This is a genomic window from Enorma burkinafasonensis (genome assembly GCF_902150035.1).
GTDB lineage: Bacteria > Actinomycetota > Coriobacteriia > Coriobacteriales > Coriobacteriaceae > Enorma > Enorma burkinafasonensis.
Genome location: NZ_LR597517.1, coordinates 1 through 25,691 on the forward strand (window position 1 = coordinate 1; position 25,691 = coordinate 25,691).

A 25,691-nucleotide genomic window follows, 5' to 3' on the forward strand; every position below is an offset into this window, starting at 1 on the left:
ATCGTATTTACTCACCGCCGTCGCCGGTGGCTTTGCCATGACTGTCGTACGAAACGAAACTCAGCGGCACAGCGCGGCACTCAAAAATGCAGGTCAGAACCCTATCGGCCTACTCCCACTCGATCGTCGCGGGGGGCTTCGACGTGATGTCGTAGGCCACGCGGTTCACGCCGGGGACCTCGGCCACGATGCGGCCGGAGATGCGGGCCAGCACCTCGTAGGGCAGCTTCGCCCAGTCCGCGGTCATCGCGTCGCTCGACTCCACGGCGCGCAGGATCACCGGACGCGCGTAGGTGCGCTCGTCGCCCATGACGCCCACGCTCTTGATGTCGGGGAGCACGGCGAAGTACTGCCAGCAGCTGTGCTCGGAGTTGCGCTCACCGGTCGCCTCGAAGAGGCGCTGGTTGTAGGCGTCGAGCTCCTCGCGGACGATGGCGTCGGCCTCCTTCAGGATCTCGAGCTTCTCGGGGCTCACGGCGCCGATGATGCGGATCGCGAGGCCCGGGCCCGGGAACGGCTGGCGGTACACGATGTGCTCGGGCAGCCCCAGCGCGAGGCCCAGCTCTCGCACCTCGTCCTTGAAGAAGTGGTCGAGCGGCTCGATGAGGTCGAAGTGCACGCCCTCGGGGAACGGGATCAGGTTGTGGTGGCTCTTGATGGTCGAGGCCTTGCCGCCGGTCTTGCGGGCGCCGCTCTCGATGATGTCGGGGTAGATGGTGCCCTGGGCGAGGTACTTCACCGGGCGCCCATCCTGCTCGAGCTCGCGCGCGACGGCGAAGAACTCCTTCCAGAACTGCGTGCCGATGATCCGGCGCTTCTCCTCGGGCTCGGTGACACCGTCGAGCAGCTGGGAATAGCGCTCCTCGGCGTGCACGTGGATGAAGTCGACGTCGAACTGCTTGGTGAAGACCTCCTCGACCTGCTCGGGCTCGCCCTTGCGCAGCAGGCCGTGGTTGATGAACACGCAGGTCATCTGGCGGCCGATGGCGCGGGCGCCGAGCGCCGCCACCACGGAGGAGTCCACGCCGCCCGAGAGCGCCAGGATCACGCGGTCGCCGCCCACCTCGTCGCGGATCTCGGCGACCTTCTGCTCGACCAGGTTGTCCATGGTCCACATGGGCTCGAGCCCGCAGATATCGAAGAGGAAGTTCGAGAGGAGCTGCTGGCCGTACTCGGTGTGGCGCACCTCGGGATGGAACTGCGTGGAGTAGAGCTTGCGCTCCGGGCACTCCATCGACGCGACGGGGCAGACGCCGGTGCGCGCGGTCACGGTGAAGCCCTCGGGCACGCGGCTCACGGCGTCGCGGTGGCTCATCCAGACCGTCTGCTCCATGGGCGTCGCGTTGTAGAGGGCAGACGCCGCCTCGCGCTCGATGCTCGCGGGGCCGTACTCGCCCACCTCGGAATGCGCGACCTCGCCGCCGAGCGTCACGGCCATGATCTGGTGCCCGTAGCAGAAGCCGAGCACCGGCAGGCCCAGCTCGAAGATCGCGGGGTCGATCGTGGGCGCGTCCTCGGCGTAGACGGATGCGGGACCGCCGGAGAGGATGAGCGCCGAGGGCTCCAGCGCGCGCACCTCGTCGGCCGTGATGTCGCAGGGCACGATCTCCGAATAGACGTGCAGATCGCGGACGCGACGGGCGATGAGCTGCCCGTACTGCGCGCCGAAGTCGAACACGAGCACCTTCTGGTTCATCTGGTCGGAAGCATGCGAAGCCACGGGCGGTCCCCTCTCGATAGCGCCGCGCCCCTCGCGGGCACGTGATGTCGAACTCGATAATTTTACACGCCCGCGGTGCGCGAAAGCCCTCGTCACATCATGCACACGCCCGGCCGCGTGCGCGAAGGCGGAGCCGGGCGCACCCGGCACCCGCGAAGGGCATGCCGCGAGGGCGGAGCCGGGCGCGCCGCGGCGGAGGTGCTACTCCTCGGCCGCCTTGCAGGCGGAGTGGACCACGGCCGAGTGGACCAGCCCGATGACGACGCCCGCGACCGCCGGGACGACCCAGCTGAGGCCCAGGTCGGCCAGGGGCAGCGCGTCGAACGGCAGCCAGATGCCCTGCGCGAACGCGTCGCGCACGCTCACGATGACGCTCTCGACCGCGACGATGGCGACGACCCACTTCCACACGTAGGGCACGCGGTCGACCTGGCGCGCGACGAGGCCCATGAGCACGAGCACGATCGCTGGCGGGTAGAGCGCGTTGAGCAGCGGGACGGAGAACGTGATGATCGCCGTGAGCCCGAAGTTGGAGACCGCGCACGAGAACACGGCGAACGCCGCCGCCCACACGCGGTAGGGGACGCGCGGGAACGTCTCGGCGAAGTAGCTCGCGCAGCTGCTGATGAGGCCGGTGCAGACGTTCAGGCACGCGATGAGGAAGATCGCCGCCACGATGACGGTCCCCGCCGTGCCGAAATGGCCGGTCGCGGCCGCGGTGAGCACCTGCGCACCGTTGCCCGCACCCGGCACGAGGGCGCCGGTGACCACGCCCGCGTAGCCCAGCCCGCAGTAGATGATGAGCATGAGCACGCCGGCGATGACGCCCGCGCGCGAGATCTCGAAAGCCACCGCGCCGGGCTTCTCAACGCCCAGGTCGCGCACGTTCATGGCGATCACGATGCCGAAGCACAGCGCCGCGAGCAGGTCCATGGTCTGGTAGCCGTTGATGAAGCCCTGGACGGTGGGGTTCTGCGTGTACGGGGCGACCGCCGGCTGCGCGTCGGCGAGCGGCGCCACGACGGACGAGCCCACCACGAGCACGATGAGCACGATGAGCGCCGGCGCCGAGATGCGGCCGAGCACGTGCGAGAGCTTGCCCGGGCGCAGCGCGAGCGCAAACGCCGCGGCGAAGAACGCGATCGAGAACGCCACCGAGACCGCGAGGGTCGGGGCGTCGGCGGGAAGAAGCGGCACCAGCATCTCGAATGCCGTCGAGGAGGTGCGCGGGATGGCGAGGCACGGGCCGATCGCGAGGTAGACGAGCACGGCGAAGGCGGCGGCGAACCAGGGGCTCACGCGCCCGGCGAGCCGCTTGAGGTCGCCCGCGAGCGCCACGGTCACGATGCCGAGCACCGGGAAGCCGATCGCCGTGATCAGAAACCCGATGAGGGCGGGCAGGGCGTCCTGGCCCGCCTGGGCGCCCAGAAGCGGCGGCAGGATGAGGTTCCCCGCCCCGAAGAACATCGAGAAGAGCGTCGCCCCCACGGTGAGGGACGCGCGTGCCGATAGCCGTTTTCCGCCGGTCATCTCAGGTTCCGCCACTGGATCTCCCCTTTTCAGACACCGGCTCGGAGCAGCTGGGCGCGCTCGGCAATCGGCCGGCCTACATCTTCACGATCGGCGCGAAGCCCTTCATGAGCTTCTTCACCTGTCCGGTCTTCTCGAACCGGACCTCTATCATATCCCCTGCGACCGAGATGACGGTCCCCGTTCCGAAAGTCTTATGGCGCACCGCGTCGCCGGCGGCGAACGTCTCGGCCGCCTTGGCGGCATCCGGGCGGCGCTGCTCGACCGCGTGCGCCGGTGCGGCGGAGGCGCGCCGCGGGCCGGAGCCGCTGCCGAAAGTCGCGGGCTTGCGGCCGGCGTCGGGGCTGATGTCGCGGTGGCGCGTGGCCCCGCCGGACGAGCGCGTATACGAGCCGAACACGTTGCCGCCGTACATGTCGGACCCCACGCCGGACCCGTACGTCCCGCGACGGTCGCCGCGCTTCTCCCAGCCGGTGCCCGAGAACCCGGACGACCCCACGCCGGTGAACTCGATGTCCTCGTCAGGGATCTCGTTCACGAAGCGCGAGCGCGGGTTCGCCTGCGTGGAGCCGTAGGTGCGCCGCGTCGCCGCGTAGGTGAGGAAGAGGCGCTTGCGGGCGCGCGTGATGGCGACGTAGGCGAGCCGCCGCTCCTCCTCGAGCTTCGCCGGGTCGTCGGAGAACCCCGCGACGTGCGGGAAGATGCCCTCCTCGAGACCCGCGACGAAGACGGCGGGGAACTCCAGGCCCTTGGCGGAGTGCACGGTCATCATGGTGATGGCGTGGCTCTCGCCCGCCAGCGCATCGAGGTCGCTGCGGAGCGCCAGCCACTCGAGGAGCGCCGGCAGCGCGGCGCAGGTCAGGGGGCCGTACGTGCGCTCGATCTCGGAGACGGTCTGGGCGGCGCTCTGGGGCGCCACGGGCGCGGAGGCCATGGTGTTGCCCGCGATCAGCTGGGCGAGCGCCGCCTGGGCCTCGGTGAGCTCCGCGGCAGGGGCGCCCGCGGGCGGCTGCCCGGCGGCGTCCTGCTCGGGTGCGGCCGAGGAGCCGGCGGCCACAGCGCCGTCTGGGACATGCGGCCCCGTCCCCGATGCCGCCCTCGCCGCGTCGGCGACGCCGGCGGCGCGCAGCTCCTCGAGGCTCTCGAGCGTGCCCTCGATATCGTCGTGCGTCTCCTCGAACTCCGCGGCGACGCCCAAAAATTCCTGGATGTTCTCGATGCGCCCCTCGGCCTCGACGGTGCCGTCGGCGCGGAGCGCCTGGATGAGACCGCTCTTCTCGACGATGGCCTCGACCACGTGCTGGAGCTCGCCGTCCATGCGCCGCCCCTCGCGCACGATGTCCACGAAGTCCGCGAGGGCGTGGCGCACCTTGGCGCTGAACATGCCCGTCTCGGCGCAGGCGAGCTCGCATGCCTGGAAGAACGAGCAGCGGCTCTGGCGGGCGAGCCCCTCGATCTTGGCGATCGAGGTCGACCCGATGCCGCGGCGCGGCGTGTTGATGACGCGCTTCACGCTCATCTCGTCGGCCGGGTTCACGATCATTTTGAGGTAGGCCATGACATCGCGGATCTCGGCACGGTCGAAGAAGCGCGTGCCGCCCACGATCCGGTAGGGAACGCCCGCGCGCAGGAACATGTCCTCGAGGATGCGCGACTGCGCGTTGGTGCGGTAGAACACGGCGACGTCGTCGTAGCTCACGCCGGCCGCATGCAGCTTCTCGATCTCGGCGGCGATCCAGCGCCCCTCGTCGCGCTCGTCCGAGGCCTGATAGGCGCGGATGCGCTCGCCGTCGCCCGCCGCCGTGAAGAGCCGCTTGTCCTTGCGGCGCGAGTTGTGGCGTACCACGGCGTTCGCCGCCGAGAGGATATGCCCCGTCGAGCGGTAGTTCTGCTCGAGCTTCACCTCGCGCGCGTCGGGGAAATCCTGCTCGAAGTCGAGGATGTTCGAGATATCGGCGCCGCGCCAGGAGTAGATCGACTGGTCGTCGTCGCCCACCACCATGAGGTTGCGGTACTTCGCGGCGAGCAGGTTCGCGATCTCGTACTGCACGTGGTTGGTGTCCTGGTACTCGTCGACGGAGATGTAGCGGAAGCGCTCCTGGTACTTCTCGAGCACCTCGGGCCGCGCGCGCAGGAGCTCGAGCGCGCGCACGAGCAGGTCGTCGAAGTCCATCGCGTTCGCCGCGCGCAGGCGCCGCTCGAGCTCGAGGTAGACCTGGGCCGTCTTCTGCTCGGGCGGCGTGTTGGCCACGCGCGCGTACTCCTCGGGGCCGACCATGGCGTTTTTCGCCGTGGAGATGCGCGAGCGGATCATGTTGAGCGGAAACTGCTTCTGCTCGATGCCGAGCGCCTGCATGATGTCGCGCACCATGCGGCGCGAGTCGTCGTCATCGTAGATGGTGAACTGGCCGGTGTAGCCCAGAAGGTCCGCGTCCTCGCGGAGCATGCGCACGCACATGGCGTGGAAGGTGCACACCCACATGCCGCGGGTGCCCTGCGGCAGGAGCGCCTGCAGGCGCTCGCGCATCTCGGCCGCCGCCTTGTTGGTGAAGGTGATGGCGAGCACCTGCCAGGGGCGCACGCCCAAATCGGCGATCATGTGCGCGATGCGGTACGTGAGCACGCGCGTCTTGCCCGAGCCCGCGCCCGCGAGCACCAGAAGCGGTCCCTCGGTGGCGAGCACCGCCTCCTTCTGCGCGGGGTTGAGCGAATCGATGTCTACGGCGTAGGGCATGCGTCCTCCGAGCGGTCGTGCACGCCGCCGCGCGGGGCGCGGCGGTCCGGTTTCGAGCCCAACCAGTATACTCGCCCGCCCGGTCGAACCTGTGAAGCGGGCGTGTGGCGACGACGCCCGGAATGTACGCACCGAATACCGCAACGAGTTTTCGGGATTCCGCAGGATTCCCGATTATCCGATGCGGTATTCGGTGTCAGTTTCAGCGCCTGTCCCCGTACGCCTCCTCGCGACGGGCGACCTCGTCGATCAGAATCGTGTCGCCGTGCTTGGCGGCGAGCACCGTGAGCAGCATGAACGCGCCCATGAGCGTGATGTAGCCAAAGAGCATCGTCGGCGCCGCGTCCATCACCATGCCGGAGAGGATGGGCGTGACGACCTGCGCCGCCATCGAGACGGTGTAGTAGTAGCCCGAGTAGCGGCCGACGCTGTTCGAGTCGCAGAGCTCGAGGAGCATAGGGTACACGCACAGGTCGACGCCGCCGAGCGCGGCGCCCATGAACAGGAACACCACGTAGAAGAGCGGGTTGAAGCCCGGCACGAGCCAGATGATCGCCGAGCCCGCGACCACGACTGCAGAGGTGATGACGGCTATGAGCTTGCGGCCGTACTTGAGCGAGAGGTTCGCGATGGGCACGTACGACAGGAGGCCGCCCGCGATGGTCACGATGTTGATGATCGCGTAGCTGCCGCCGGCCATCCCGAAGAACGCATCGGCGTAGCGCGAGATGTTCGTGGTCATGGCGTTGTAGCTCATGTAGTAGAAGAAGGTCGCCGCGAGGATCATGATAATCGACAGGCGCACCGACGGGTCGGTGACGCGCTGCCTGCCGCCGGCCTCAGGCGAATCATCGGTGTCGATCTCGTCCTCCTCGATGCCCATCTCGAGGCTCTTCTCGTGCATGCGCTCCACGAGCTCGGGCTCGCGCACGCGCCAGAAGTAGAGCACCGCCGACCCCAGGATGAACGCCGCCTGCAGCCCGAAGAGCGGCAGGTAGTCCGGGTGCTCGACGTCGGGCACGAGCAGCGTGATGGCCACGAGCATCACACCCGTGCCCGCATAGCCCACGATCTTCTCGATGGAGTCCGCCTTGGTACGTAGCGGGCGCGGCGTGATGTCCGCGACGATCGCCACGGTCATGGTGCGGTAGGCGCAGATCGCCACGAGCGTGAGCAGGATCATGGCGATGAGCAGCGGGAAGCTCCGCAGGTTGTTCGCGACGGCGATGAGCGGCACCGCGATGGCGGCCACCACGGAGCCCGCCATGATGAACGGCGTGCGGCGCCCCAGCCTGCTCGCGCAGCGGTCCGAGAGGATGCCGAAGAGCGGAAGCAGGAACAGGCCGAACACGTTGTCGAGGGCCATCACCACGCCGGTGGCGGCGTTGTCGAGGCCGAAGGTGTCGGTGAGCATGAGCGGCACGATGCCGTCGAACACCTGCCAGAAGCTGATCATGCCCATGAAGGGCAGGGCCGCGAACGCGACGCTCGCGTAGTCGAGTCTGCTCGCGGCCTTCACCGCGTCTTTCGAAGCTGCCATGGCAATCCTTCCCCCTTGGAGCCCCTGCTAGGAGAGCTCGCCCAGATTCTTGAGGAACGCGACGTAGAACTCGATGCCGCGCTTGTAGACGTCAACGCCGATGCGCTCGTTCTCCGTGTGGATGAGCGAGCGCGCCTCGCCGGAGTACTCGAACCCGCAGAAGCGGTACACGCGGTCGCAGATCGCGTTGAACTCGCGCGAGTCGGTGCAGGAGTTCTGCACGTACGGGGCGAACCCCGCCTCGGGATACACGCCGGTGACGCAGCGGTGCAGGTAGTCGAAGGCGGCATCGTTCTCGAACGGGCTCACGGGCGCGGGCTCCGTGTAGGGCACGGCAGTCGCGATCTCGACGGTCACGTGGTCGGGCGAGACGCCGCTCGCCGCGCACTCCTCGGCCGCGAGCGCGCGGGCGCGCTCGACGGCGTCGGCCACCGTCTCGAAGGGCGCGACGCGCACGTTGAAGTTCGCGCGCGCCACGGGCGGCAGCACGTTGTGGGCGGGAGAGCCCTCGAGCTGCGTCAAGGCGTAGGTGGAGCGCAACATGGCCGCGGTCTCGCCGTTTCCCGCCATGATCTTCGCGACCGCGGGGCGCGTGAGCCACAGGTTCGAGAACACGAGGCGGTAGAGCAGGCTACTGCGGCTCGCGAGCTCCGCGAGCGTGGCGTCGAGCGCCTCGGTGAAGCACGGCATGCCCGGGTTCGCCGCGATGCGCTCGCACACTCGCGCGAGCAGGCGCGGGGCGTCGATGCTCGTGGGTGTCGAGGCGTGCCCGCCGTCGGCGCGCGCCGTGACGGTGAGGTCCACGTGCCCCTTCTCGGAGACGCCGACCATGGCCACGGGCACCTTGACGCCGAGCGGCGTGTCGCCCGCCACGGCGCCGCCCTCGTCGAGCACCAGATAGGGATGGACGCCGCTCTCGCGCAGCCACGCGACCGCGTCGCGCGCCGCGGGGCCGCTCACCTCCTCGCCGTTCGACGAGAAGTACCACACGTCGCGCGGCGGCACGTAGCCCGAAGCGATGAGGTGCTCGGTCGCCTCGAAGAAGGCGCCGACGATGCACTTGGTGTCGAGCGACCCGCGCGCCCAGATCTCGCCGTCCGCGATCTCGGCGCCGAAGGGGTCGTGCTCCCACTTCTGCCCCTCCACGGGCACCACGTCGTGGTGCGCCATCATCACGATGGGGTCGAGCGCGGCGTCCGCCCCCGGCCAGCGCAGCAGGAGGCCGAACTCGTCGATCATCGTGAGCTCGCAGGCCTCGAAGGTGAGCGGGTACAGCCGGCGCAGGGTGGGCACCCAGCGCTCGAACGGCTCGCGGTCGACGAGGGTGGGGTCATCGCGCGAGACCGTGGGAATGCGCAGCAGCTCCTGGAAGCGCTCGACCGCCGCGTCGTCGGCGGTGTAGCCGCCGGCGTCCAGCGGGCTCCCCTGGGCGCGCGACGGCCTCATGCGCGCCGCCCGCACCCCGCACACCGCCGCGAGCGACCCCGCCGCCATACCGGCAACCGTCGCCATAGCCAAACCGACCGTCCGAGCACGCATACGCCGCTCCCCTCGTCGTGTCCCGCGCCATCGCGCCGGGCCCCCATCCGTCAAGCAATACCAGTATCATAGACCTATAGGAACCGGCAGGGCGAGCGCGCCGCGCCGGCACGAGAAGGAGAGGCTCCCATGGCAAACACCCCCACCCCGCATAACGCCGCACAGGCAGGCGATATCGCAAAGACCGTCCTCATGCCGGGCGACCCGCTTCGCGCCAGGTACATCGCCGAGCGCTACCTCGACGGCGCGCGCTGCGTCAACGAGGTCCGCAACATGCTCGCCTACACCGGCACCTACCAGGGCGCACCCGTCACGGTCATGGGGCACGGCATGGGCATGCCGAGCGTGGGCATCTACTCCTATGAGCTCTTCAACTTCTACGACGTGGACGCCATCATCCGCATCGGCTCCGCGGGCGCCTACGCCGACGAGGTCGAGCTGCGCGACGTTATCGCCGCCCAGGGCGCCTGCACCGACTCGCGCTACGTCCACCAGTTCAACCTGCCCGGCGACTTCGCCCCCATCGCGAGCTACGACCTGCTCGAGCGCGCCGTCGCGGCCGCCCGCGCCCAGGGCGTTCCGATCCGCGTGGGCAACGTGCTCTCGAGCGACGTCTTCTACGACGAGGACCCCTCCGCCGCGCTCGCCTGGAAGAAGATGGGCGTGCTCGCCGTCGAGATGGAGGCCGCCGCGCTCTACATGAACGCCGCGCGCGCCGGCAAGAAGGCGCTCTGTCTGCTCACCGTCTCGGACAAGCCGCTCGCCGGCGAGGGCCTCTCCGCCGAGGAGCGCCAGACCGGCTTCAGCGAGATGATGGAGGTCGCGCTGGCGGTCGCGGCGGAGCGGGCCTAACGGGCCCCGTCCCCCGATCGCCGGCAACCACGATAGGAGCACCATGCCCGCAACACCCCGCTTCCGCCGCGTCCTCGTCATCGTCATCGACTCCATCGGCGTGGGCTTCGCGCCCGATGCCGCCACGTACAAGAGCGCCGGGGCCGATACGCTCGGGCACATGGCGGAGTACTTCGCGAGCGAGCTCGGCCGCCCGCTCGCCATCCCCAATCTGGCGCGGCTCGGCGTCGCCCGCACGCATCCCGGCGGCCTGGCCGGCGTGCCGGACCCCGAGCGGCCGCTCGGCGCCTGGGGCCGCATGCAGGTCACGAGCTTCGGCAACGACTCGCTCGACGGCCATTGGGAGATGATGTGCCTGCCGGCGCGCTTCCACGTCGACTACTTCCCCGAGGGCTTTCCCGCCTGGCTGCTCGAGAAGCTCGAGGCGTTCTCCGGGCGCGGCATCATCTGCAACAAGCCCTACTCGGGCACGCAGGTCATCTACGATTACGGCGAGCGCCAGCTTGAGACCGGCGAGCTCATCGTCTACACCTCGGGCGACTCGGTCCTGCAGATCGCCGCGCACGAGGACGTCATCCCGCTCGACGAGCTCTACCGCATCTGCGCGTACGCGCGCACGCTCGTGAACGGACCCGAGATCACCATGGGGCGCGTCATCGCCCGCCCGTACGTGGGCACCTGCAAGGAGGACTTCACGCGCACGGCGAACCGGCGCGACCTGGGGCTCGAGCCCGTGGGACCGACCGCGCTCACGCGCCTCGAGGACGCGGGGATCGACGTCATCGCGGTGGGCAAGACCTGGGACCTCTTCTGCGGGCAGGGCTTTTGCCGCTCCTACCACAACGAGAGCAACATGGACGGCATGGACCACGTGGACGAGGTCATGGGACAGGACTGGCAGGGGCTGTGCTTCACCAACCTGGTCGATTTCGACGCCGTGTACGGGCACCGGCGCAACGTCCGCGGCGACGGCGAGGCGCTCGAGGCCTTCGACGAGCGGCTGGGCCGCGTGATGGGCGCCATGCGCGCGGACGACCTCCTCATGGTCACGGCCGACCACGGCAACGACCCCACCTACCAGGGGACCGATCACACGCGCGAGCTCGTGCCGCTGCTCGTCTGGTCGCCCTCGATGGCGAGCGCGGGTATCGACCTGGGGCTGCGCGGCACCTGCTCCGACCTCGGCGCGACCGTGCTCGAGAACTTCGGCATCCCGGGCATGGGCGAGGGCACGAGCTTCCTCGACCGCATCGGCTAGGAGCGAACCCCTAGAGAGCGAAGGGCGCCCGTCGCGATGCGGCGGGCGCCCTTTCCTATCCCTATGGCTACCGAGCTGCGTCGGCGCTCAGGCGGGTGGTCGCGCGAAACGCGGGGGAGCCTACGCGGCCTCGGCCTCCGCGGCCTCGTCGGCCTCCTCCTGCTCGACGAGCTGCTTCTCATACGCCTTGTAGAACGGGTAGTAGATCAAGGCGTCGATGGCGATGAGCGCCACCACGAGCACGACGGCCTTCCAGTCGAACGTCGACAGGTAGGCGCCGAAGATGCTCGGCATGTTCCAGGACAGCAGCGCGAACGTCTTGGCGACGATGCCCGTGAGCATGCACAGGTAGGCGATGATGGCGTTCACCGTGGAGGTAAGCAGGAACGGAATGAAGAACATCGGGTTCATCATCAGCGGCACGCCGAAGATGATGGGCTCGGAGATGTTGAAGAACGCCGGCACGATGCCCACGCGGCCGATGGTGCGGAGCTGCTTGGACTTGGAGCGGAGCAGCAGGATGGCGAGCGCCAGCACCGAGCCGCAGCCGCCGATGACGACGAAGTAGACCCAGAACGGCGTGGTGAAGATGTTCGGGAGCTCCTGGCCGGCGGCGGCAGCGGCGGCGTTGAGCGACAGCCCGCCGTCGCGGATGGGGCCGAGCACGCCGGAGAGGGCGGCGTCGTGCACGCCGAAGAACCAGAAGAACTGGACGAGCGCGGTCGCGATGATGGCGAAGCCGAGCGAGTCGGTCGCATCGAAGACGGGCGCGAGGTTGGTGTAGATGAACGCGGGCAGGATGGTACCCATGAGGTTGAAGACCTGGAAGATCGCGGTGTCGACGGCGAGGATGATGATGCCGGGCACGAGCGAGGCGAAGGCCTCGGAGAGCGACGCGGGGACCGACGGCGGCAGCGAGATGCGGCCGACGTTGTGCTCACGCATGGCGTGGTAGGACTCGACGGTGAGGATCGCGATGAAGATCGCGCAGAGCAGGCCCTTGCCGTCCAGGTAGAGGATGTTCGCCGTCTTGGCGTCGAACCCGAGCTCCACCGGCCCGAAGCAGATCAGCAAAAAGCCCGCGGTGGAGAGCACCACCGGGATGAACGCGTCGATCTTGTAGTGCTTGCACAGGAAGTAGGTGACGCCGATGCAGATGTAGACGGACAGCGCACCGAGGGTCATCGTGTTGGCCCAGGTGAGCAGCGTCGAGTTGGCGGCGACGAAATCGGACCACGCGAGCAGAAACGCGTTGGAGTTCTCGTCGACCGTGGGGCAGGACGAGAGGATCGTCGCGATGCCGCCGAACAGCGTGATGGGCACGAGCGAGATGAACGCGTCGCGGATGGCATGCAGGTGGCGCTGAGTGCTCAGCTTGTTGGCGATGGGGAGAACGTGCTTCTCCAGATACGCCGTGAAGGTGTCCATGACGTTACTCATTGTTAAGCTCCGATACGGTCGATGATCTGCTGATAGACGGCCTTGCCGTTCATGACCCCGTAGTACTGCGGGGCGATGGAGTCCACCGGGCAGGAGACCTTCTCCTGGATGTTGGGCACCAGATAGCGGATCTGGGGACCCACGAGAATCATCTCGACGCCGTCGAGATGATCCTCGAACTCGGCCTCACCGTAGGCCTTGACCTCCAGGGTGTTCCCGCTCGCCTCCTCGATCTTCTTCGCCATGATGCCCGTGGACATCCCGGCGTTGCAGACCAGAATCACTTTCCTCATCTGTCTGTTCCTCCCCTTTTACCGTTCCGACATATCAGCCTGCTGCTCCGCGATGAAATCGCGGTACCAGCGATAGCTCTTCTTCGGGGTGCGCGCGTACCCGTTGTCGAAGTCGACGGCGACCAGACCGTAACGCTTGCGGCACCCGTTCTTCCAAGAGTATAGGTCGAAGGTGCTCCACACGAAATACCCGCGCACGTCCGCGCCGGCCTCCTGGGCCGCCTGGATGGCCGCGATGTGGTCCTTCATGAAGGAGATGCGGTAGTCGTCCTGCACCTCGCCGGCCGTGACGTCCTCGGCCACGCCGATGCCGTTCTCGGTGATGTAGATCGGCAGGTGGTAGCGGCGCGTGACCTCGATGAGGCCGCGGCGCAGCCCGTCCGGGTAGATCTCGGTGCCCCACTCGGTGGTCTGCATGTTGGGGTCGTCGAGCACCTGCTCGAACCAGCCCTTGATGACCACGCGCTGGCTGCCCTTGAACGCCTTGCCGGAGTTGTTGACCACCAGCGACGTCTCGCCGTCGGTGTAGGGCTTCACGAGCACGCGTGAGTAGTAGTTGAGGCCCAAAAAGTCGACCGTGCCCTCGCGCAGCGCCGCGAGCTTGTCCGGCGTGATGTAGGACAGATCGAAGCGACGGTTGAGGTCGGTCAGAAGGTCGATCGGCAGCTCGCCGGTGGCGGCGGTGTCGAGGATCCAGTTGTTGGCGTAGTTGTCGGCGAAGCGCATGGCGATCTTGGTCTCAAGCGTGTCGTCGACGCCGTCCACCGGCCCGAAGCTGTGCACGATGCCCACGGAGCCCTGGTAGCCGCCCTCGCGGAACGCCTTCACGCCGAGCGCCGAGGCGTACATGACGTTGAACGCCGCGTGCGCGCACTTCTCGGGGTCCTGGAGCGCCGGCGGGTAGTTGCCGATGAGGTACCCGCTCATCACGAACCACTTGGGCTCGTTGAACGTGGCCCAGTAGCGCACGCGGTCGCCGAAGCGGTCGAAGCAGACGCGCGCGTAGTGCTCGTAGGCATGCGCGGTCTCCTCGTTGAGCCAGCCGCCCAGATCCTCCCAGTACTGCGGAAGGTCCCAGTGGTAGATGGTCACGAACGGCTCCACGCCGAACTCGAGGCAGCAGTCGATGAGCGCATTGTAGAACGCGATGCCCTCCTCGTTGACCTCGCCCTCGCGGTTCTTGATGATGCGGGGCCACGACAGCGAGAAGCGGTAGGCGTTCTGGCCGCCCTTCGCCATGGTCTCGATGTCCTCGCGGAAGCGATGGTAGTGGTCGCTCGCGACGTCGCCGTTCTCGAGGTCGTTCTCATGCAGGTAGCGGTCCCACATCGACTCGGCCTTGCCGCCTTCCTGCCACGCGCCCTCGCACTGGTAGGACGCGGTGGCGCTCCCCCAGAAGAACGGTGCCCGATCGTCCATGTCTGTCCTCCTTCGTATCCCTGCCGGCGCGCGCCGGCACCTCACACGGGTCCCTTACGCCTCGCGCAGACGGTACAGCTCGATGATCTCGCGGATGAGCTCGCGCGCGAGATTCGAGGTCATCAGATGGTCCTGGGCGTGCACGAGCATCACGTTCACGGGCGTGTGCTCGCCGTTGGCCTCCTTGACCAGAAGCTCGGTCTGGCGGTTGTGGGCGCGCAGGTACGCCTCATCGGACTGCTTCATGTTCGCGTCGCTCGACTCGAAGTCGCCCTTCTTGGCGTCGGCGAGCGCCATGAACGCCAGGCTCTTGGCCTCGCCGGCGTCGGCGATCAGCGCGAACGAGAGCAGGTTGACCTCCTCCTCGATGGCCTCCTGGGTCTTTGCTTCCTCTGCCATGTCAGTTCCTTTCCTCTCCGTGTGCGATCTCGCGTACCAACGTTGCATATCCACGATCGTCCGCGATGCACCGGACCCGCTCCTCGTGGGACAGCAGCTCGGCTATCCTCGAGAAGAGCCAGTCCAGGGCGTTGCGGCCGTCATCGCCTATCACGACGAGCAGCACGAGCTCGACGTCCTTGTCTCCCCAGCGGATGGGGCGCTCGGGGATGCCCGCGCACACGCGCGTGGGCCCCGGGAGGGAGCGGATGGGGTGCGGCAGCGCGAGCCCGCTACCGAACGCGGTCGAGGAGACCTCCTCGCGCGCCACCGCCAGCTCGACGAGCTCGGCGGGCGCGGCCCCGAGCTCGACCATGCGACCCGCGAGCGCGCGGATCGCCTCGGTCGGGGTGCGCGCCTTGAGGTGCGGCTCGAACCACGCCGGGTCGAACAGGCCCGTCCCGGCGGTCGCCGGCGGCGCGTCGCTCAGCAGCTCGTCGATCTGCCGGATGTCGATATCGTCCAGAAACGAGTGGATCTCCTGGATGGGGACGGGGAACTCCCCCTCGAGCGGCACCGTCGTGAAGATGTAGTCGATGCCCGTGAGGTCCGCCGTCGAGACGTGCAGTGCGTCGCAGGGGACGATGCGGTCGATCCGTCCGCCGAAGCGGCGGCGGATGGCGTTCTCGAGTAGCCGCGAGGTGCCGAGCCCCGACGCGCAGACCACGAGCACGTTGCGCTTGGGCCCCTCCTCGCGCAGGCGGTCGAGGGCGAGCGCGAAGGCGAGCGCGATATAGCCCGTCTCCTCCTCCGAAAGGGGCGCGCCGTAGTGCGCGGCGAGCACGCCGGACGCCTCGCCCGCCATCGCGAAAGCGAGCGGGAAGCGCATCCTGATATCCGAGAGCAGCGGGTTGTCCACGTTCAGGTTGAAGCGCAGGCGCGTGGCGAGCGGGACGATGTGCCGCGCGAGGTTCATGCGCAGCTCGAGGTCGCCGCGGAAGTCGAAGTGGAAGAGCTCCCAGACGCGGTCGAGCATCTCCGTGACCACGTCCCAGACCTCCTCGGGGATGACGAGGCTGCGCGAGGCGTCCGCCCCGTCGGCGGCGGGCCCCTCGGGGGCGCCGGGAGCGGGCACCTCGGAGGGCGCGGCGTCATCCGCAGGCACGATGCTCTTCTTGCCGGCGAGGTGGATGGCGATGTAGGCGACCTCGGTGTCGGGCAGCTCGATGCCGAACTTCTCGACCAGGCGGTCGGCGACGCGACGGGCGGCGGAGAACTCGGAGGTGCGCGCGATGCGCTCGAGCGTCTCGTCGTCGAGCAGGATCAGGCACCGATCCTGGATGCGGCGGAACGCCACGACGATGTGGACCACGAGGTTCTGGAACGCCAGCATGCTGATGTAGAACGAGGTCTCGGCGAGCGCCTCCTCGATGCAGGCGGCAACGTCCTTGACCACCTGGGGCAGCGCCTCGTCGCCGAAGGCACGCGAGCCGATGAGCCCCTCCGAGGCGATGCTTGCCAGGCAGAGCCTGCGCCCCATCTCGGGGCCGACCACGCGCACGCCGTAGCGCGGCTTGCGCTCGAGCGTGAGACCGAACTCGGCGAGCTTGCCCGCCACGGCCTTCAGGTCCTTCGAGACGCTCTGCGGCGAGACGAAGAGCACCTGCGCCATATCGGCGATGGTGACCCAGTCGTTGCGCAGCACCAGGTCGTTGATGAGGTAGGAGACGCGCTTGCCGGCGGCGGTGGTGTCCGAGTCGGCGAAGGCGCCCATGCGCTCGATCCATGCGTCGAGCGCCGTCTCGTCGGTCACGACGAGCGCGTAGCCCGCGAGCTTGCGGGCGTACGAGATGTGCGCGATGCCGGCGAGCGCCTCGTTGGTGCGCTGCACGTAGAGGCGGACCGTGCGCGGGCTCACATCGAAGGCGGCCTTGAGCTCATCGGCGGGCACCGACTCGCGTCCGCGAAGATATGTCACGAGCTCGATGGCCTGCACGATGTCCCCTTTCGACATCCCTATCGTATGGATCGCCGTCCCCCGACTCCATCGCAGGCTCTGCCATACGCGTGGCAATACCGATAGAGGAATAGCGTCTACCTGCTCTTTTTGCATCATTAGTATACGCTATGACCCCCGATTTGAACCTTGTGATATGCGCGGCGGGGCGCTAGAGTGTCTACGGCTTGAAACGCAAGGAGGACAACATGGAAGCAGACGTCGTCATCGTCGGCGCGGGCCCCTCGGGCATCTTCACCGCGCTCAGGCTGAACGAGCTCGATCCCGAGGCCCGCATCGTCATCGTCGAGAAGGGCCTGCCGGTGGAGCGCCGCAGCTGCCCCAAGGAGAAGGTCGGCCACTGCGTGGGCTGCCAGCCCTGCCGCATCACCACCGGGTTCTCGGGGGCGGGCGCGTTCTCGGACGGCAAGCTCTCGCTCTCGCACGAGGTGGGCGGCGACCTGCCCGAGCTCATCGGCGTCGACCTCGCCCAGCGCACCATCGAGGAGGTCGACCGTATCTACCTCAAGTTCGGCGCGGACGACCGCGTCGAGGGCCTCGACGCGCCGGACGCCATCCGCCACATCCGCCTGCAGGCGATCCAGGCCGGGCTCAAGCTCGTCGACTGCCCCATCCGCCATCTGGGCACCGAGAAGGCGCAGGAGATCTACCTGCGCATCGAGCAGCACCTCCTGGAGCGCGGCGTCGAGATCCTCTTCTCGCACGACTGCCGCGACCTCATCATCGAAGACGGCGTGTGCCGCGGCGTCTTCGCCACGGGCCCCGAGGGCGAGGTGCGCATCGACGGCCGCGCGGTCGTGGTCGCCACCGGCCGGCGCGGCGCCGACTGGCTCGAGCACCTCTGCGCCGCCCACAACATCTCGCACCTGCCCGGACCGGTCGACATGGGCGTGCGCGTCGAGGTTCGCAACGAGGTCATGGAGCACGTGAACGACGTCCTCTACGAGGGCAAGCTCATCGGCTACCCCAACCCCTTCCGCAACAAGGTGCGCACGTTCTGCCAGAACCCGGGCGGCTTCGTCTCGCAGGAGAACTACGACGGCGGGCTGGCGGTCGTGAACGGCCACTCCTACAAGGAGCGCAAGTCCGACAACACCAACCTCGCGGTGCTCGTGACCCATAACTTCCGCGAGCCGTTCGACCAGCCCATCGCCTACGCGCAAAACGTCGGGCGCCTGTGCAACATGCTCGGCGACGGCCACATCCTCGTGCAGCGCTTCGGCGACATCCTCGACGGCAAGCGCACGTGGGACAAGGAGCTCTCGCGCTCGAACGTGCACCCCACCCTCGTCGACGCGGTGGCGGGCGACATCACGAGCGCCCTCCCCTACCGCACGATGACCTCGATCGTGAACTTCATGCTCGCCGTGAACGAGGCCATCCCCGGATTCGCCTCGGCGGAGACCCTGCTCTACGCCCCCGAGCTCAAGTTCTACAGCAACCGCGTGCGCATGGACGAGCGCTTCGACACCAACGTGCGCGGCCTGCACTGCCTGGGCGACTCGAGCGGCTGGACCCGCGGCCTCATGATGGCGAGCGTCATGGGCCACCTCATGGGCGGCTACCTCGCCGAGGAGCTCTAGCCAGCAACCCATGCCCTGACATGCCGACTCCGGCCCGCGGGCTCCCCCTATGCCGCGCGGCCGACGGAACAGAGAGCGCCCGTCGCGTATCGCACGCGGCGGGCGCACCTCGTACGGACGCCTGGCGCCCGCCCGGGAACGACGGCCCCGGAGGGCCGTCCATATCCGTATGTCCCAGCATGTGATTTTCCGCTGCCGCTATCGCTTCGCGAAAAGCGGTGCACGGCCGTTCCCCGGGGACTGTCCATATTCATGTATCTCGGCGTCTGATTTCCCGCCGGCGCTCATCGAGATACTGCAAAATGGACGGAATCGGTGGAATTCCGGCCGATTCCGTCCATTCCTCTGTATCTCGATTGTTCGGCTTCATCGAGATACTGGAAAATGGACATTCCGGAATCCCGCGCCTTGCGACCGGATTCCAAGGCGCCCGGCCTGCGGCTCGCGGCCCGTGATGCCGTGGCCACGGCCTCAAGCCCGGGGCGCGGTGCCGTAGCTACGCGAGCACCAGGAAGTACAGGAGCACGAGCGCACCCAGGATGATGCGGTAGACGCCGAAGACCGTGAACGTGTGGCGGCGGACGAAGCCCATGAGCCACTTGATCGCCACGAGCGAGACGAGAAACGCCACGACGCAGCCCACGACCATGATCGCGATCTCCGAGGTGCCGAACCCGCCCCCATCGACCAGGACGTACTTGACGAGCTTGAGCGCGCTCGCCCCGAACATGACCGGGATGGCCAGGAAGAACGTGAACTCGGCGGCAACGGAGCGCGTCGTGCCCAAAAGCAGGCCGCCGATGATGGTCGAGCCCGACCGCGACGTGCCGGGGATCAGGGCGAGCACCTGGAAGCAGCCGATGCCGAACGCCGTGCCCCACGGCAGCTCGTCGAGGTTGGAGATGGCGCCGAAGTCGCCGCCCTCGGTGGGCTCGGCAGCGGGCGCCGGGGCCGAGGCGAAGTGGGCGCCCGCGGGGCGCATCGAGCGCTCCATGCCCGCCGCCATCACGCGAGCCTCGAGCCGGTGAGCGCGCCAGGTCTCGATGACGATGAAGGCGATACCGTAGACGATGAGCGCGGCGGCGACCACGTAGGCGTTGTAGAGGTGCTCCTCCATGAAGTCGTCGAACAGAAAGCCGATGACCGCCGCGGGGATGCAGGCGACGACGATCTTGCCCCAGAGCACCCAGGTGGCGCGGCGGCCGGCCGGGCCCTTGCTCGGGCTGAAGGGATTCAGTTGATGGAAGAAGAGCACGCAGACCGCGAGGATGGCGCCGAGCTGGATCACCACCTGGAACATGTTCCAGAACTCCTGGCTCACATCGAGCTTGATGAACTCGTCGACCAAGATCATGTGACCGGTCGACGAGATGGGCAGCCACTCGGTGATGCCTTCGACCAAGCCCAGGAACGCGGATTTGATGAGCTCGATGATATCCATCCAAAACCCCTCCGGTTGCGCGTGCAAACAGATGCCATTATCGCCTCAAGCGCGTGCGCACGGGGGAAAAGCGGCATCGTTCACAGAATAATGAGGAGCCGGTCGCGGGGTGCGGGGTATAACGGATGCAAAGCGGGGCGCGCCCCGCATCGTGCACACCTAAGGAGGCTCACGATGAACGAAGGCTATAGCAAGGTATTCGTAGCGCTCGACGGCACCGAGCAGCAGGATTTCGTCCTCGCCCGCGCCATCAAGGTGGCTGCCAACAACGGCGCCAAGCTCTTCATCGGGCATGTCATCGACTCGACGGCGCTCGAGTCGGCCGGCGCCTACCCGGTCGACCTCATCAACGGGCTCGAGACCGCCTTCAAGGACTCGATCGCCGCGCAGGTCGAGGAGGCCGAGGCTAACCCCGCGATACCCGAGGTCGAGATCATGATCCGCTCCGGGCGCATCCGCGAGACGCTGAAGGACGAGATGCTCGACGTGGTCCAGCCCGACCTCGTGCTCTGCGGCGCACGCGGCCTCTCGTCCATCAAGTACGCGCTACTGGGCTCCATCTCGACGTTCCTGCTGCGCAACACCGATTGCGACATCCTCGTCGTCAAGTAGGCACCCCCGGCAAGAGCCGGCAGAACCCCTAGATACCAAGGGCGGCGCCCCGGAACCTACTTCCGGGGCGCCGCCCTGTCTGCGCTTTTGAGGAACCGTCGCTAGAACGCCGGCTGCGCGGAGCCGCCGAAGGTCTCCTCGAGGTAGGCCTTGAAGTCCTCGGTCTGGAGCATGGCCACGAGCGCGGCGATGCGCTCGTCGGCCTCGAGCGCGGGCGTAGTCACGATGACGTTCGCGTAGTCCTCGCGGATGGCCGTGGACTCGGCGTCCTCCATGGCCACCGCGTCGTCGAGCGAGAGCCCGGCGTCGATGGCGTAGTTGCCGTTGATGACGGCGAAGTCCACGTCGTCCTTCGTGCGCGGCAGCGCCGCGGCCTCCTGCTCGGAGAACTCGAGGTTGTGCGGGTTTACGGCGATGTCGTTGGGGGTCGCCGTCACGCCGGCGCCCTCGTCGAGGGTGATGAGGCCCAGGTCCTGCAGGAGCAGCAGGGCGCGGCCCTCGTTGGTGGGGTCGTTCGGCACGGCGATCGTGGCACCGTCGGCGATATTTTCGATATCGGTCGAGCGGCCCGCGAACACGGCCATCGGCTCGAAGTGGATGGCGCCGACGTTCACCAGGTCGGTCCCGTTCTCCTCGTTGTAGTCGGTGAGGTACTGGATGTGCTGGAAGTAGTTGGCGTCGATCGTGCCGTTCGAGGTGTCCTTGTTGGGCTGGATGTAGTCGGTGTACTGCTCGACCTCGAGCTCGATGCCCTGCTCGGCCAGAAGCGGCGCGGCATAGTCCTCGAGGATCACCGCGTGCGGCGAGGGGCTCGCGCCGACGGTGAGGGTGACGGTCTCATCGGCAGCGGCGGAACCGGCGGCGGACCCGGAGGCGGCATCATCGGAGCCGCAGGCGGCAAGGGCCGATGCGGCGGCGATGCCGGAGAGGCCGGCGACGAGGGAGCGACGGGAGAGGTAGATGTTCTTGAGGTTCATGGTGGTCTCCTTCTCAGATTTTGGGATGGCGCGGCGCGCGGGGAGCGTGCCGCCTAGTTGCCGAGCGTGCGGTGGTCGATCCTGCGGGCGATCACGTCGCACGCGCTCTGTATGATCTGCACCAGGATGATGAGCAGCACAACGGTGACGACCATCATCTGGTCCTCGTAGCGATAGTAGCCGTAGCGGATGGCGATGTCGCCCAGGCCGCCCGCGCCCACGGCGCCGGCGATGGCCGTGTAGCCGAGCGCGGCGATGAGCGTGATCGAGACGCCGCGGACGATGGAGGGCAGCGCCTCGGGCAGAAGCGCCGAGAACACGATGCGCGGCGTGCTCGCGCCGCAGGCCTCGGCGGCCTCGACCGACTCGCGCGGGACCTCGGCGAGCGACTGCTCGATCATGCGCGCCACGAACGGCGCGATGGACACCACGAGCGGCGGGATGACGCCGCGCACGCCCGAGGTGGTGCCCACGATCGCCTCGGTCATGGGCATGAGCGAGATGAGCAGGATGATGAACGGCAGCGAGCGGCCGATGTTCACGACCCAGCCGAGCACCGCGTTGAGCGCGCCCATGGGCCTCAGCGACCCCGGCGCGGTAAGGTAGAGGATGACGCCGAGCGCCGTGCCGATCACGTAGGCGATCGCCGTCGAGATGAAGAGCATGACGAGGGTGTCGAGCAGCCCCTGGCCAAGGAGCTCGCCGTATTCCTCGATGAAGAGCGTCACGTCGCTAGGCATCCCAATCAACCCTTTCCAGCAGCACCTGCGCGGCCTCGGAGGTGGGGTTCGCGAACACCTCGTCCACGCTCCCCTGCTCCACGACGCGCCCGTGCTCGAGCACGACCACGTTGCGGCAGATCTTCTCGACCACGCCCATGGAGTGGGTGATCACGATGATGGTGACGCCGGTCTTGCGGTTGATGTCGCGCAGCAGCTTCAGGATGACGTTCGTGCTCGCCGGGTCGAGGGCGCTCGTGGCCTCGTCGCAGAGGATGTACTCGGGGTCGCACGCGAGCGCGCGGGCGATGGCCACGCGCTGCTGCTGCCCGCCGGAGAGCTGGGAGGGATACGACGCTGCCTTCTCGGCAAGACCGACCATGTCGAGCAGCTCGAGCGCGCGCTCGCGGTTCTGCGCCGTGACGCGACCCGTCGCCGCCTTGTAGGGGAAGCAGACGTTGTCGAGCACGGTCTTCTGCGCAAGCAAGCCGAAGCTCTGGAAGATCATCGCCACGCGGCGACGGTAGCTGCGAAGCGCCGCACCCGAGAGCCCGGTCACGTCCTGGCCGTCGACCACTACCTTGCCCGACGTGGGGCGCTCGAGCAGGTTGATGCAGCGCACGAGCGTCGACTTGCCGGCACCGCTCATGCCGATGATGCCCACGATGTCGCCGTCATCGATCGAGATGGTGACGTCGTCGAGGGCGCGCGGCGCCGAGTCAGCGGTACCGTAGGACTTGGTGAGGTGTTGGATTTCTATCACGGGGAGCTCCGCTCGATGGATATGGTCTTGAGGAAGGCGGGCCATCTCCCGCCGGAGACGACCTAGTTGAGGCGCCCGGTCTCCCCATGCGCGCTGCTTGCGAGCGGCATGGCAAAGTGCCCGGGCGAGGGCATCTCCATGACCATCATCATCGCGATATGTGAGGCAGCGCAAATCATATGTTTAGCCTAGCAGCGCGCATCCGGATGCGCAAGCGGAAACAGGCTCGAAATACGCGAGGCGGCAGGACGAGACCCGCCGCCGCATGCACCGCAAACCTACTCCTCGGCCTCCTCGTCGCCCTTGTCCTCGGGCTTCAGGTTGTCGATGAGCTTCTTGCGGCTCGCCTCGTACTCCTCGCGCGTGAGCACATCCTCGATGCGCAGGTTGATGCCGGCGACCTCGAGGCCGGTCATAGCGTCGAGGCGCTCCACCACGCGCTCCTTCACGTCGTCGAAGATATCGGGCGCATAGCAGCCGTACTCGATGATGACCGAGATGTTGATGATCACGCGGTTGTCGTCGGTGACCTCGATCGTGACGCCCTTGGTGAGGTTCTCGGCGCCGAGCTGCTCCTGGAAGAAGTGGACGAGGTTGCCCTTCATGCCCAGCACGTGCGGCACCTCGCGCGTGGCCATGGCGACGATCTTCTCGATGACGCCGTTCGCGTAGGTGAGCGAGTCCTCGGAGTCGAGCTCCTCATCGTCCTCGCCCTCGATGTCATCCTCGGTAGCCGCGGGCGCGTCCTCGGCTGCCTGCGCGGGCGCCGCCTGCTCGGCCGCACCTTCCACGACGGCGTCGAGTTCGGACACGGCATCCATCGAATCGTTCTTGATCATTGCGATCCCTTTCGCTCACCCATCGCATGCGATGGCGCCCGCTCGGCGGGGCGTACGTACCCTTATCGCTCAGCGCCCGTTGCTGAAGAGGCGCCTGAAGAAGTTGACGATGCCGTTCTCGCCGTCGCGGATCTGCCCGACCATGGCTCCCACGACCACGAAGACCGCGATCACGATGGTGCTCCACAGGCCGATGGTCAGGATGAGCACCGCGAGCACCAGCCCGATGAACCCATAGGAGACCGTGTAGGGGTGCTTGCCCGCATAGTGCCAGGCAGCGGCCCCCAGCCCGCGCACGAAGCCGACGGCGCCCTCGAGGTCCTCGGCCGTGAGGAACTGGGCGTGCTTCTTCGCGGCGTCCTCGTCTACGACCTCGTCATGAACCTCATCGATACGCGTGGGCTCCTCCTGGTCTATGGAAAACTTGGGCGACGAGGCGCCCTTGCTACGCCTGCTCACGTCGATCCTCCTTGATAACCGTCGTCTTGCTGGGAAGGAAGCGGATGCGCACCGTGACGCCCGGGGCGCCGAGCATGCGCTCGCATGCCTCGGTCACGTGCGCCTGCACGCGCGCGCCCAGATCGGCGAGACCGACCTCGGTGAACGCGATGAGCTCGAGGGTGACGAGCACCTGGGACCCGTCGCGGCCGGTGACGCGGCTGCGCACGCGGTCGACCAGCACGTCGAGCTCCTCGGCGGCGGCGCGCGCCACCGACGAGAGCGCGGAGATGCGCACCTCGAGGTTGGGGTTGCCGGCGGGATGCACGCTCGTGAGCTCGCGGCGCTCCGCAAACAGGCGGATCACCGTGATGAGCACGCCGAGCGCCACGATCGCGAGGCAGACGGCGAGCGCGATGGAGCCGGCGGGCCTATCGAGCAGCGACCCCAACCGGTCCTGGATCCGCGCGGTACCGAACCGCAACGCCACCATACTCCCCACGACGACGATCGTGGCGAGCAGGTACACAAACGCGCAGAGTTTCCTGAGTACGCGCACGCAACCCTCCTTATGCCTTCCGCGGTCCCGTCGCGCCGCACCCGTATCGGCAAGCGGAATCGCGAGGGGCGCTCGCGCCGATCAGATGGGCGGACTTCCCCTGATTATAAAACGAGCCGGGCCCGCAACTGAGTGCGCGGCCCGGCATCAAGAAGTTCGCCATAGGGAGCTTGGCGCGATAGCGCTACTCCTCCTCGAGCGCGGCGATGACCTCGTCGGTCATCTCCATGGTGTGGTACACGTCCTGGACGTCGTCGAGGTCCTCGAGGCGGTCGATGAGACGCTGGACCTTCTTGGCGTCGGCGGCGGAGACGGCCGTCGGCGTGGTGGGGACCATCGTGAGCTCGGAGCCCTTGACCTCGATGCCCTGCTCCTCGAGACCCTTGGAGACGGCCATGAGGTCGCCGGGGTTGGTCCACACGACCCACTCCTCGCCGGCGTCCTCGTAGTCGTCGCCGCCGGCCTCGGCGACGGCCATCATGAACTCCTCCTCGTCACCTGCGGCGCCGTTGGCCATCAGGTTCTCCTTCTTGTCGTTGGGGTCGACGATCTCCTTGGCGACCACGACCTGGCCCTTGCGCTCGAACTGGAACGCGACGGAACCGGAGGTGCCGAGGTTGCCGCCCGCATGGCTGAAGGCGGAGCGCACGTCGGCCGCGGTGCGGTTGCGGTTGTCGGTCAGGCACTCGACGTACACGGCGACACCGGCGGGACCGTAGCCCTCGTAGACGATGTTCTCGTAGACGGCCGCATCGGCACCGGCGCCGAACGCCTTGTCGATGGCGGACTTGATCTTGTCCTTGGGCATCGACTGGGCCTTGGCCTTGGCGACGGCCGCGGCGAGCGAGGCGTTGTTGTCCGGGTTGGGGTCGTTGCCCAGGCGCGCCGCAACGGTGATGTTACGGGAGAGCTTGGAGAACAGGGCGGAACGCTTGGCGTCCTGAGCGCCCTTGCGGTGCTTGGTTGTTGCCCATTTCGAATGTCCGGACATGCGAGCTCCTTCTATACGCTTCTGGCCGCGCGCCCCGCGCTTCACCGCG

At 67.7% G+C, this 25,691-nt stretch carries 22 protein-coding genes; 4 read left to right on the forward strand and 18 right to left on the reverse strand.

Going from position 1 to position 25,691, the window contains the following annotated elements; all coding sequences use genetic code 11:
* Positions 1-109: 109 nt before the first annotated feature.
* From guaA to FS885_RS08190, 5 genes are all read right to left on the reverse strand, one after another.
* The gene (gene guaA / locus FS885_RS08170) at positions 110-1,696 is read right to left on the reverse strand and encodes a glutamine-hydrolyzing GMP synthase (RefSeq protein WP_144744598.1); all 1,587 of its coding nucleotides are present in this window, start codon (positions 1,694-1,696) and stop codon (positions 110-112) included.
* Between the two features lie 225 nt (positions 1,697-1,921).
* On the reverse strand, positions 1,922-3,265 hold the full coding sequence (gene brnQ / locus FS885_RS08175; protein WP_342777743.1) for a branched-chain amino acid transport system II carrier protein: 1,344 nt from the start codon (positions 3,263-3,265) through the stop codon (positions 1,922-1,924).
* 61 nt (positions 3,266-3,326) lie between these two features.
* Positions 3,327-5,984 carry an ATP-dependent helicase gene (locus FS885_RS08180; RefSeq protein WP_144744572.1) on the reverse strand — a complete coding sequence of 886 codons (2,658 nt, stop codon included), beginning with the start codon at positions 5,982-5,984 and terminating at the stop codon, positions 3,327-3,329.
* A 202-nt stretch (positions 5,985-6,186) separates the two neighbouring features.
* Complete coding sequence (locus tag FS885_RS08185) at positions 6,187-7,524, reverse strand: MFS transporter (RefSeq protein ID WP_144744573.1); 1,338 nt, start codon at positions 7,522-7,524, stop codon at positions 6,187-6,189.
* A gap of 27 nt (positions 7,525-7,551) precedes the next feature.
* Positions 7,552-9,063: a M20/M25/M40 family metallo-hydrolase gene (locus FS885_RS08190; RefSeq protein ID WP_144744574.1), complete on the reverse strand. Its 1,512-nt coding sequence runs from the start codon at positions 9,061-9,063 to the stop codon at positions 7,552-7,554.
* Positions 9,064-9,192: 129 nt separating this feature from the next.
* On the opposite strand from FS885_RS08190, the gene deoD reads away from it, so the two are divergent.
* Together deoD and FS885_RS08200 are read left to right on the forward strand one after the other, a co-directional pair.
* Entirely contained in the window at positions 9,193-9,915 is a 723-nt protein-coding gene (deoD, locus tag FS885_RS08195) for a purine-nucleoside phosphorylase (RefSeq protein WP_144744575.1), read from the forward strand.
* A gap of 43 nt (positions 9,916-9,958) precedes the next feature.
* Positions 9,959-11,173, forward strand: a complete 1,215-nt coding sequence (locus tag FS885_RS08200; protein ID WP_144744576.1) for a phosphopentomutase — start codon at positions 9,959-9,961, stop codon at positions 11,171-11,173.
* A 120-nt stretch (positions 11,174-11,293) separates the two neighbouring features.
* Here FS885_RS08200 and FS885_RS08205 read toward each other — a convergent pair whose 3' ends face one another.
* The 5 genes from FS885_RS08205 to FS885_RS08225 are packed head-to-tail and all read right to left on the reverse strand — an operon-like array spanning position 11,294 to position 16,699.
* A complete protein-coding gene (locus FS885_RS08205) occupies positions 11,294-12,613 on the reverse strand; it encodes a PTS sugar transporter subunit IIC (RefSeq protein ID WP_246060905.1) in 1,320 nt (439 codons plus the stop codon).
* Between the two features lie 2 nt (positions 12,614-12,615).
* Positions 12,616-12,906, reverse strand: coding sequence for a PTS sugar transporter subunit IIB (locus FS885_RS08210; protein ID WP_144744577.1), 291 nt, complete (start codon positions 12,904-12,906; stop codon positions 12,616-12,618).
* Positions 12,907-12,924: 18 nt separating this feature from the next.
* Positions 12,925-14,325 carry a glycoside hydrolase family 1 protein gene (locus FS885_RS08215; RefSeq protein ID WP_144744578.1) on the reverse strand — a complete coding sequence of 467 codons (1,401 nt, stop codon included), beginning with the start codon at positions 14,323-14,325 and terminating at the stop codon, positions 12,925-12,927.
* A 54-nt stretch (positions 14,326-14,379) separates the two neighbouring features.
* A complete protein-coding gene (locus FS885_RS08220) occupies positions 14,380-14,724 on the reverse strand; it encodes a PTS lactose/cellobiose transporter subunit IIA (RefSeq protein WP_144744579.1) in 345 nt (114 codons plus the stop codon).
* 1 nt (position 14,725) lies between these two features.
* On the reverse strand, positions 14,726-16,699 hold the full coding sequence (locus FS885_RS08225) for a BglG family transcription antiterminator (RefSeq protein ID WP_144744580.1): 1,974 nt from the start codon (positions 16,697-16,699) through the stop codon (positions 14,726-14,728).
* 209 nt (positions 16,700-16,908) lie between these two features.
* Here FS885_RS08225 and FS885_RS08230 point away from each other — a divergent pair, with 209 nt between their 5' ends.
* On the forward strand, positions 16,909-18,303 hold the full coding sequence (locus FS885_RS08230) for an NAD(P)/FAD-dependent oxidoreductase (RefSeq protein WP_144744581.1): 1,395 nt from the start codon (positions 16,909-16,911) through the stop codon (positions 18,301-18,303).
* 496 nt (positions 18,304-18,799) lie between these two features.
* On the opposite strand, the gene FS885_RS08235 is transcribed toward FS885_RS08230, so the two are convergent.
* Positions 18,800-19,744 (reverse strand): undecaprenyl-diphosphate phosphatase, encoded by a 945-nt coding sequence (locus FS885_RS08235; protein ID WP_144744582.1) that lies wholly within the window; start codon positions 19,742-19,744, stop codon positions 18,800-18,802.
* Positions 19,745-19,918: 174 nt separating this feature from the next.
* Between FS885_RS08235 and FS885_RS08240 the strand changes: the two genes are divergently transcribed.
* Positions 19,919-20,356, forward strand: coding sequence for a universal stress protein (locus FS885_RS08240; RefSeq protein WP_144744583.1), 438 nt, complete (start codon positions 19,919-19,921; stop codon positions 20,354-20,356).
* 101 nt (positions 20,357-20,457) lie between these two features.
* On the opposite strand, the gene FS885_RS08245 is transcribed toward FS885_RS08240, so the two are convergent.
* The 7 genes from FS885_RS08245 to FS885_RS08275 form a co-directional block, all read right to left on the reverse strand.
* Positions 20,458-21,333: a MetQ/NlpA family ABC transporter substrate-binding protein gene (locus FS885_RS08245; protein WP_144744584.1), complete on the reverse strand. Its 876-nt coding sequence runs from the start codon at positions 21,331-21,333 to the stop codon at positions 20,458-20,460.
* Positions 21,334-21,386: 53 nt separating this feature from the next.
* Positions 21,387-22,073 (reverse strand): methionine ABC transporter permease, encoded by a 687-nt coding sequence (locus FS885_RS08250; RefSeq protein ID WP_144744585.1) that lies wholly within the window; start codon positions 22,071-22,073, stop codon positions 21,387-21,389.
* On the reverse strand, positions 22,066-22,815 hold the full coding sequence (locus FS885_RS08255) for a methionine ABC transporter ATP-binding protein (protein WP_144744586.1): 750 nt from the start codon (positions 22,813-22,815) through the stop codon (positions 22,066-22,068). Before FS885_RS08255 ends, FS885_RS08250 begins: the two co-directional genes overlap by 8 nt.
* Positions 22,816-23,093: 278 nt before the next feature.
* Entirely contained in the window at positions 23,094-23,654 is a 561-nt protein-coding gene (locus tag FS885_RS08260) for an Asp23/Gls24 family envelope stress response protein (protein ID WP_144744587.1), read from the reverse strand.
* Positions 23,655-23,723: 69 nt separating this feature from the next.
* Positions 23,724-24,113 (reverse strand): DUF2273 domain-containing protein, encoded by a 390-nt coding sequence (locus FS885_RS08265; RefSeq protein ID WP_144744588.1) that lies wholly within the window; start codon positions 24,111-24,113, stop codon positions 23,724-23,726.
* Entirely contained in the window at positions 24,100-24,651 is a 552-nt protein-coding gene (amaP, locus tag FS885_RS08270) for an alkaline shock response membrane anchor protein AmaP (protein ID WP_144744589.1), read from the reverse strand. The genes FS885_RS08265 and amaP overlap by 14 nt, the downstream gene beginning before the upstream one ends.
* 184 nt (positions 24,652-24,835) lie before the next feature.
* Complete coding sequence (locus FS885_RS08275; protein ID WP_144744590.1) at positions 24,836-25,642, reverse strand: YebC/PmpR family DNA-binding transcriptional regulator; 807 nt, start codon at positions 25,640-25,642, stop codon at positions 24,836-24,838.
* Between the last annotated feature and the right edge of the window lie 49 nt (positions 25,643-25,691).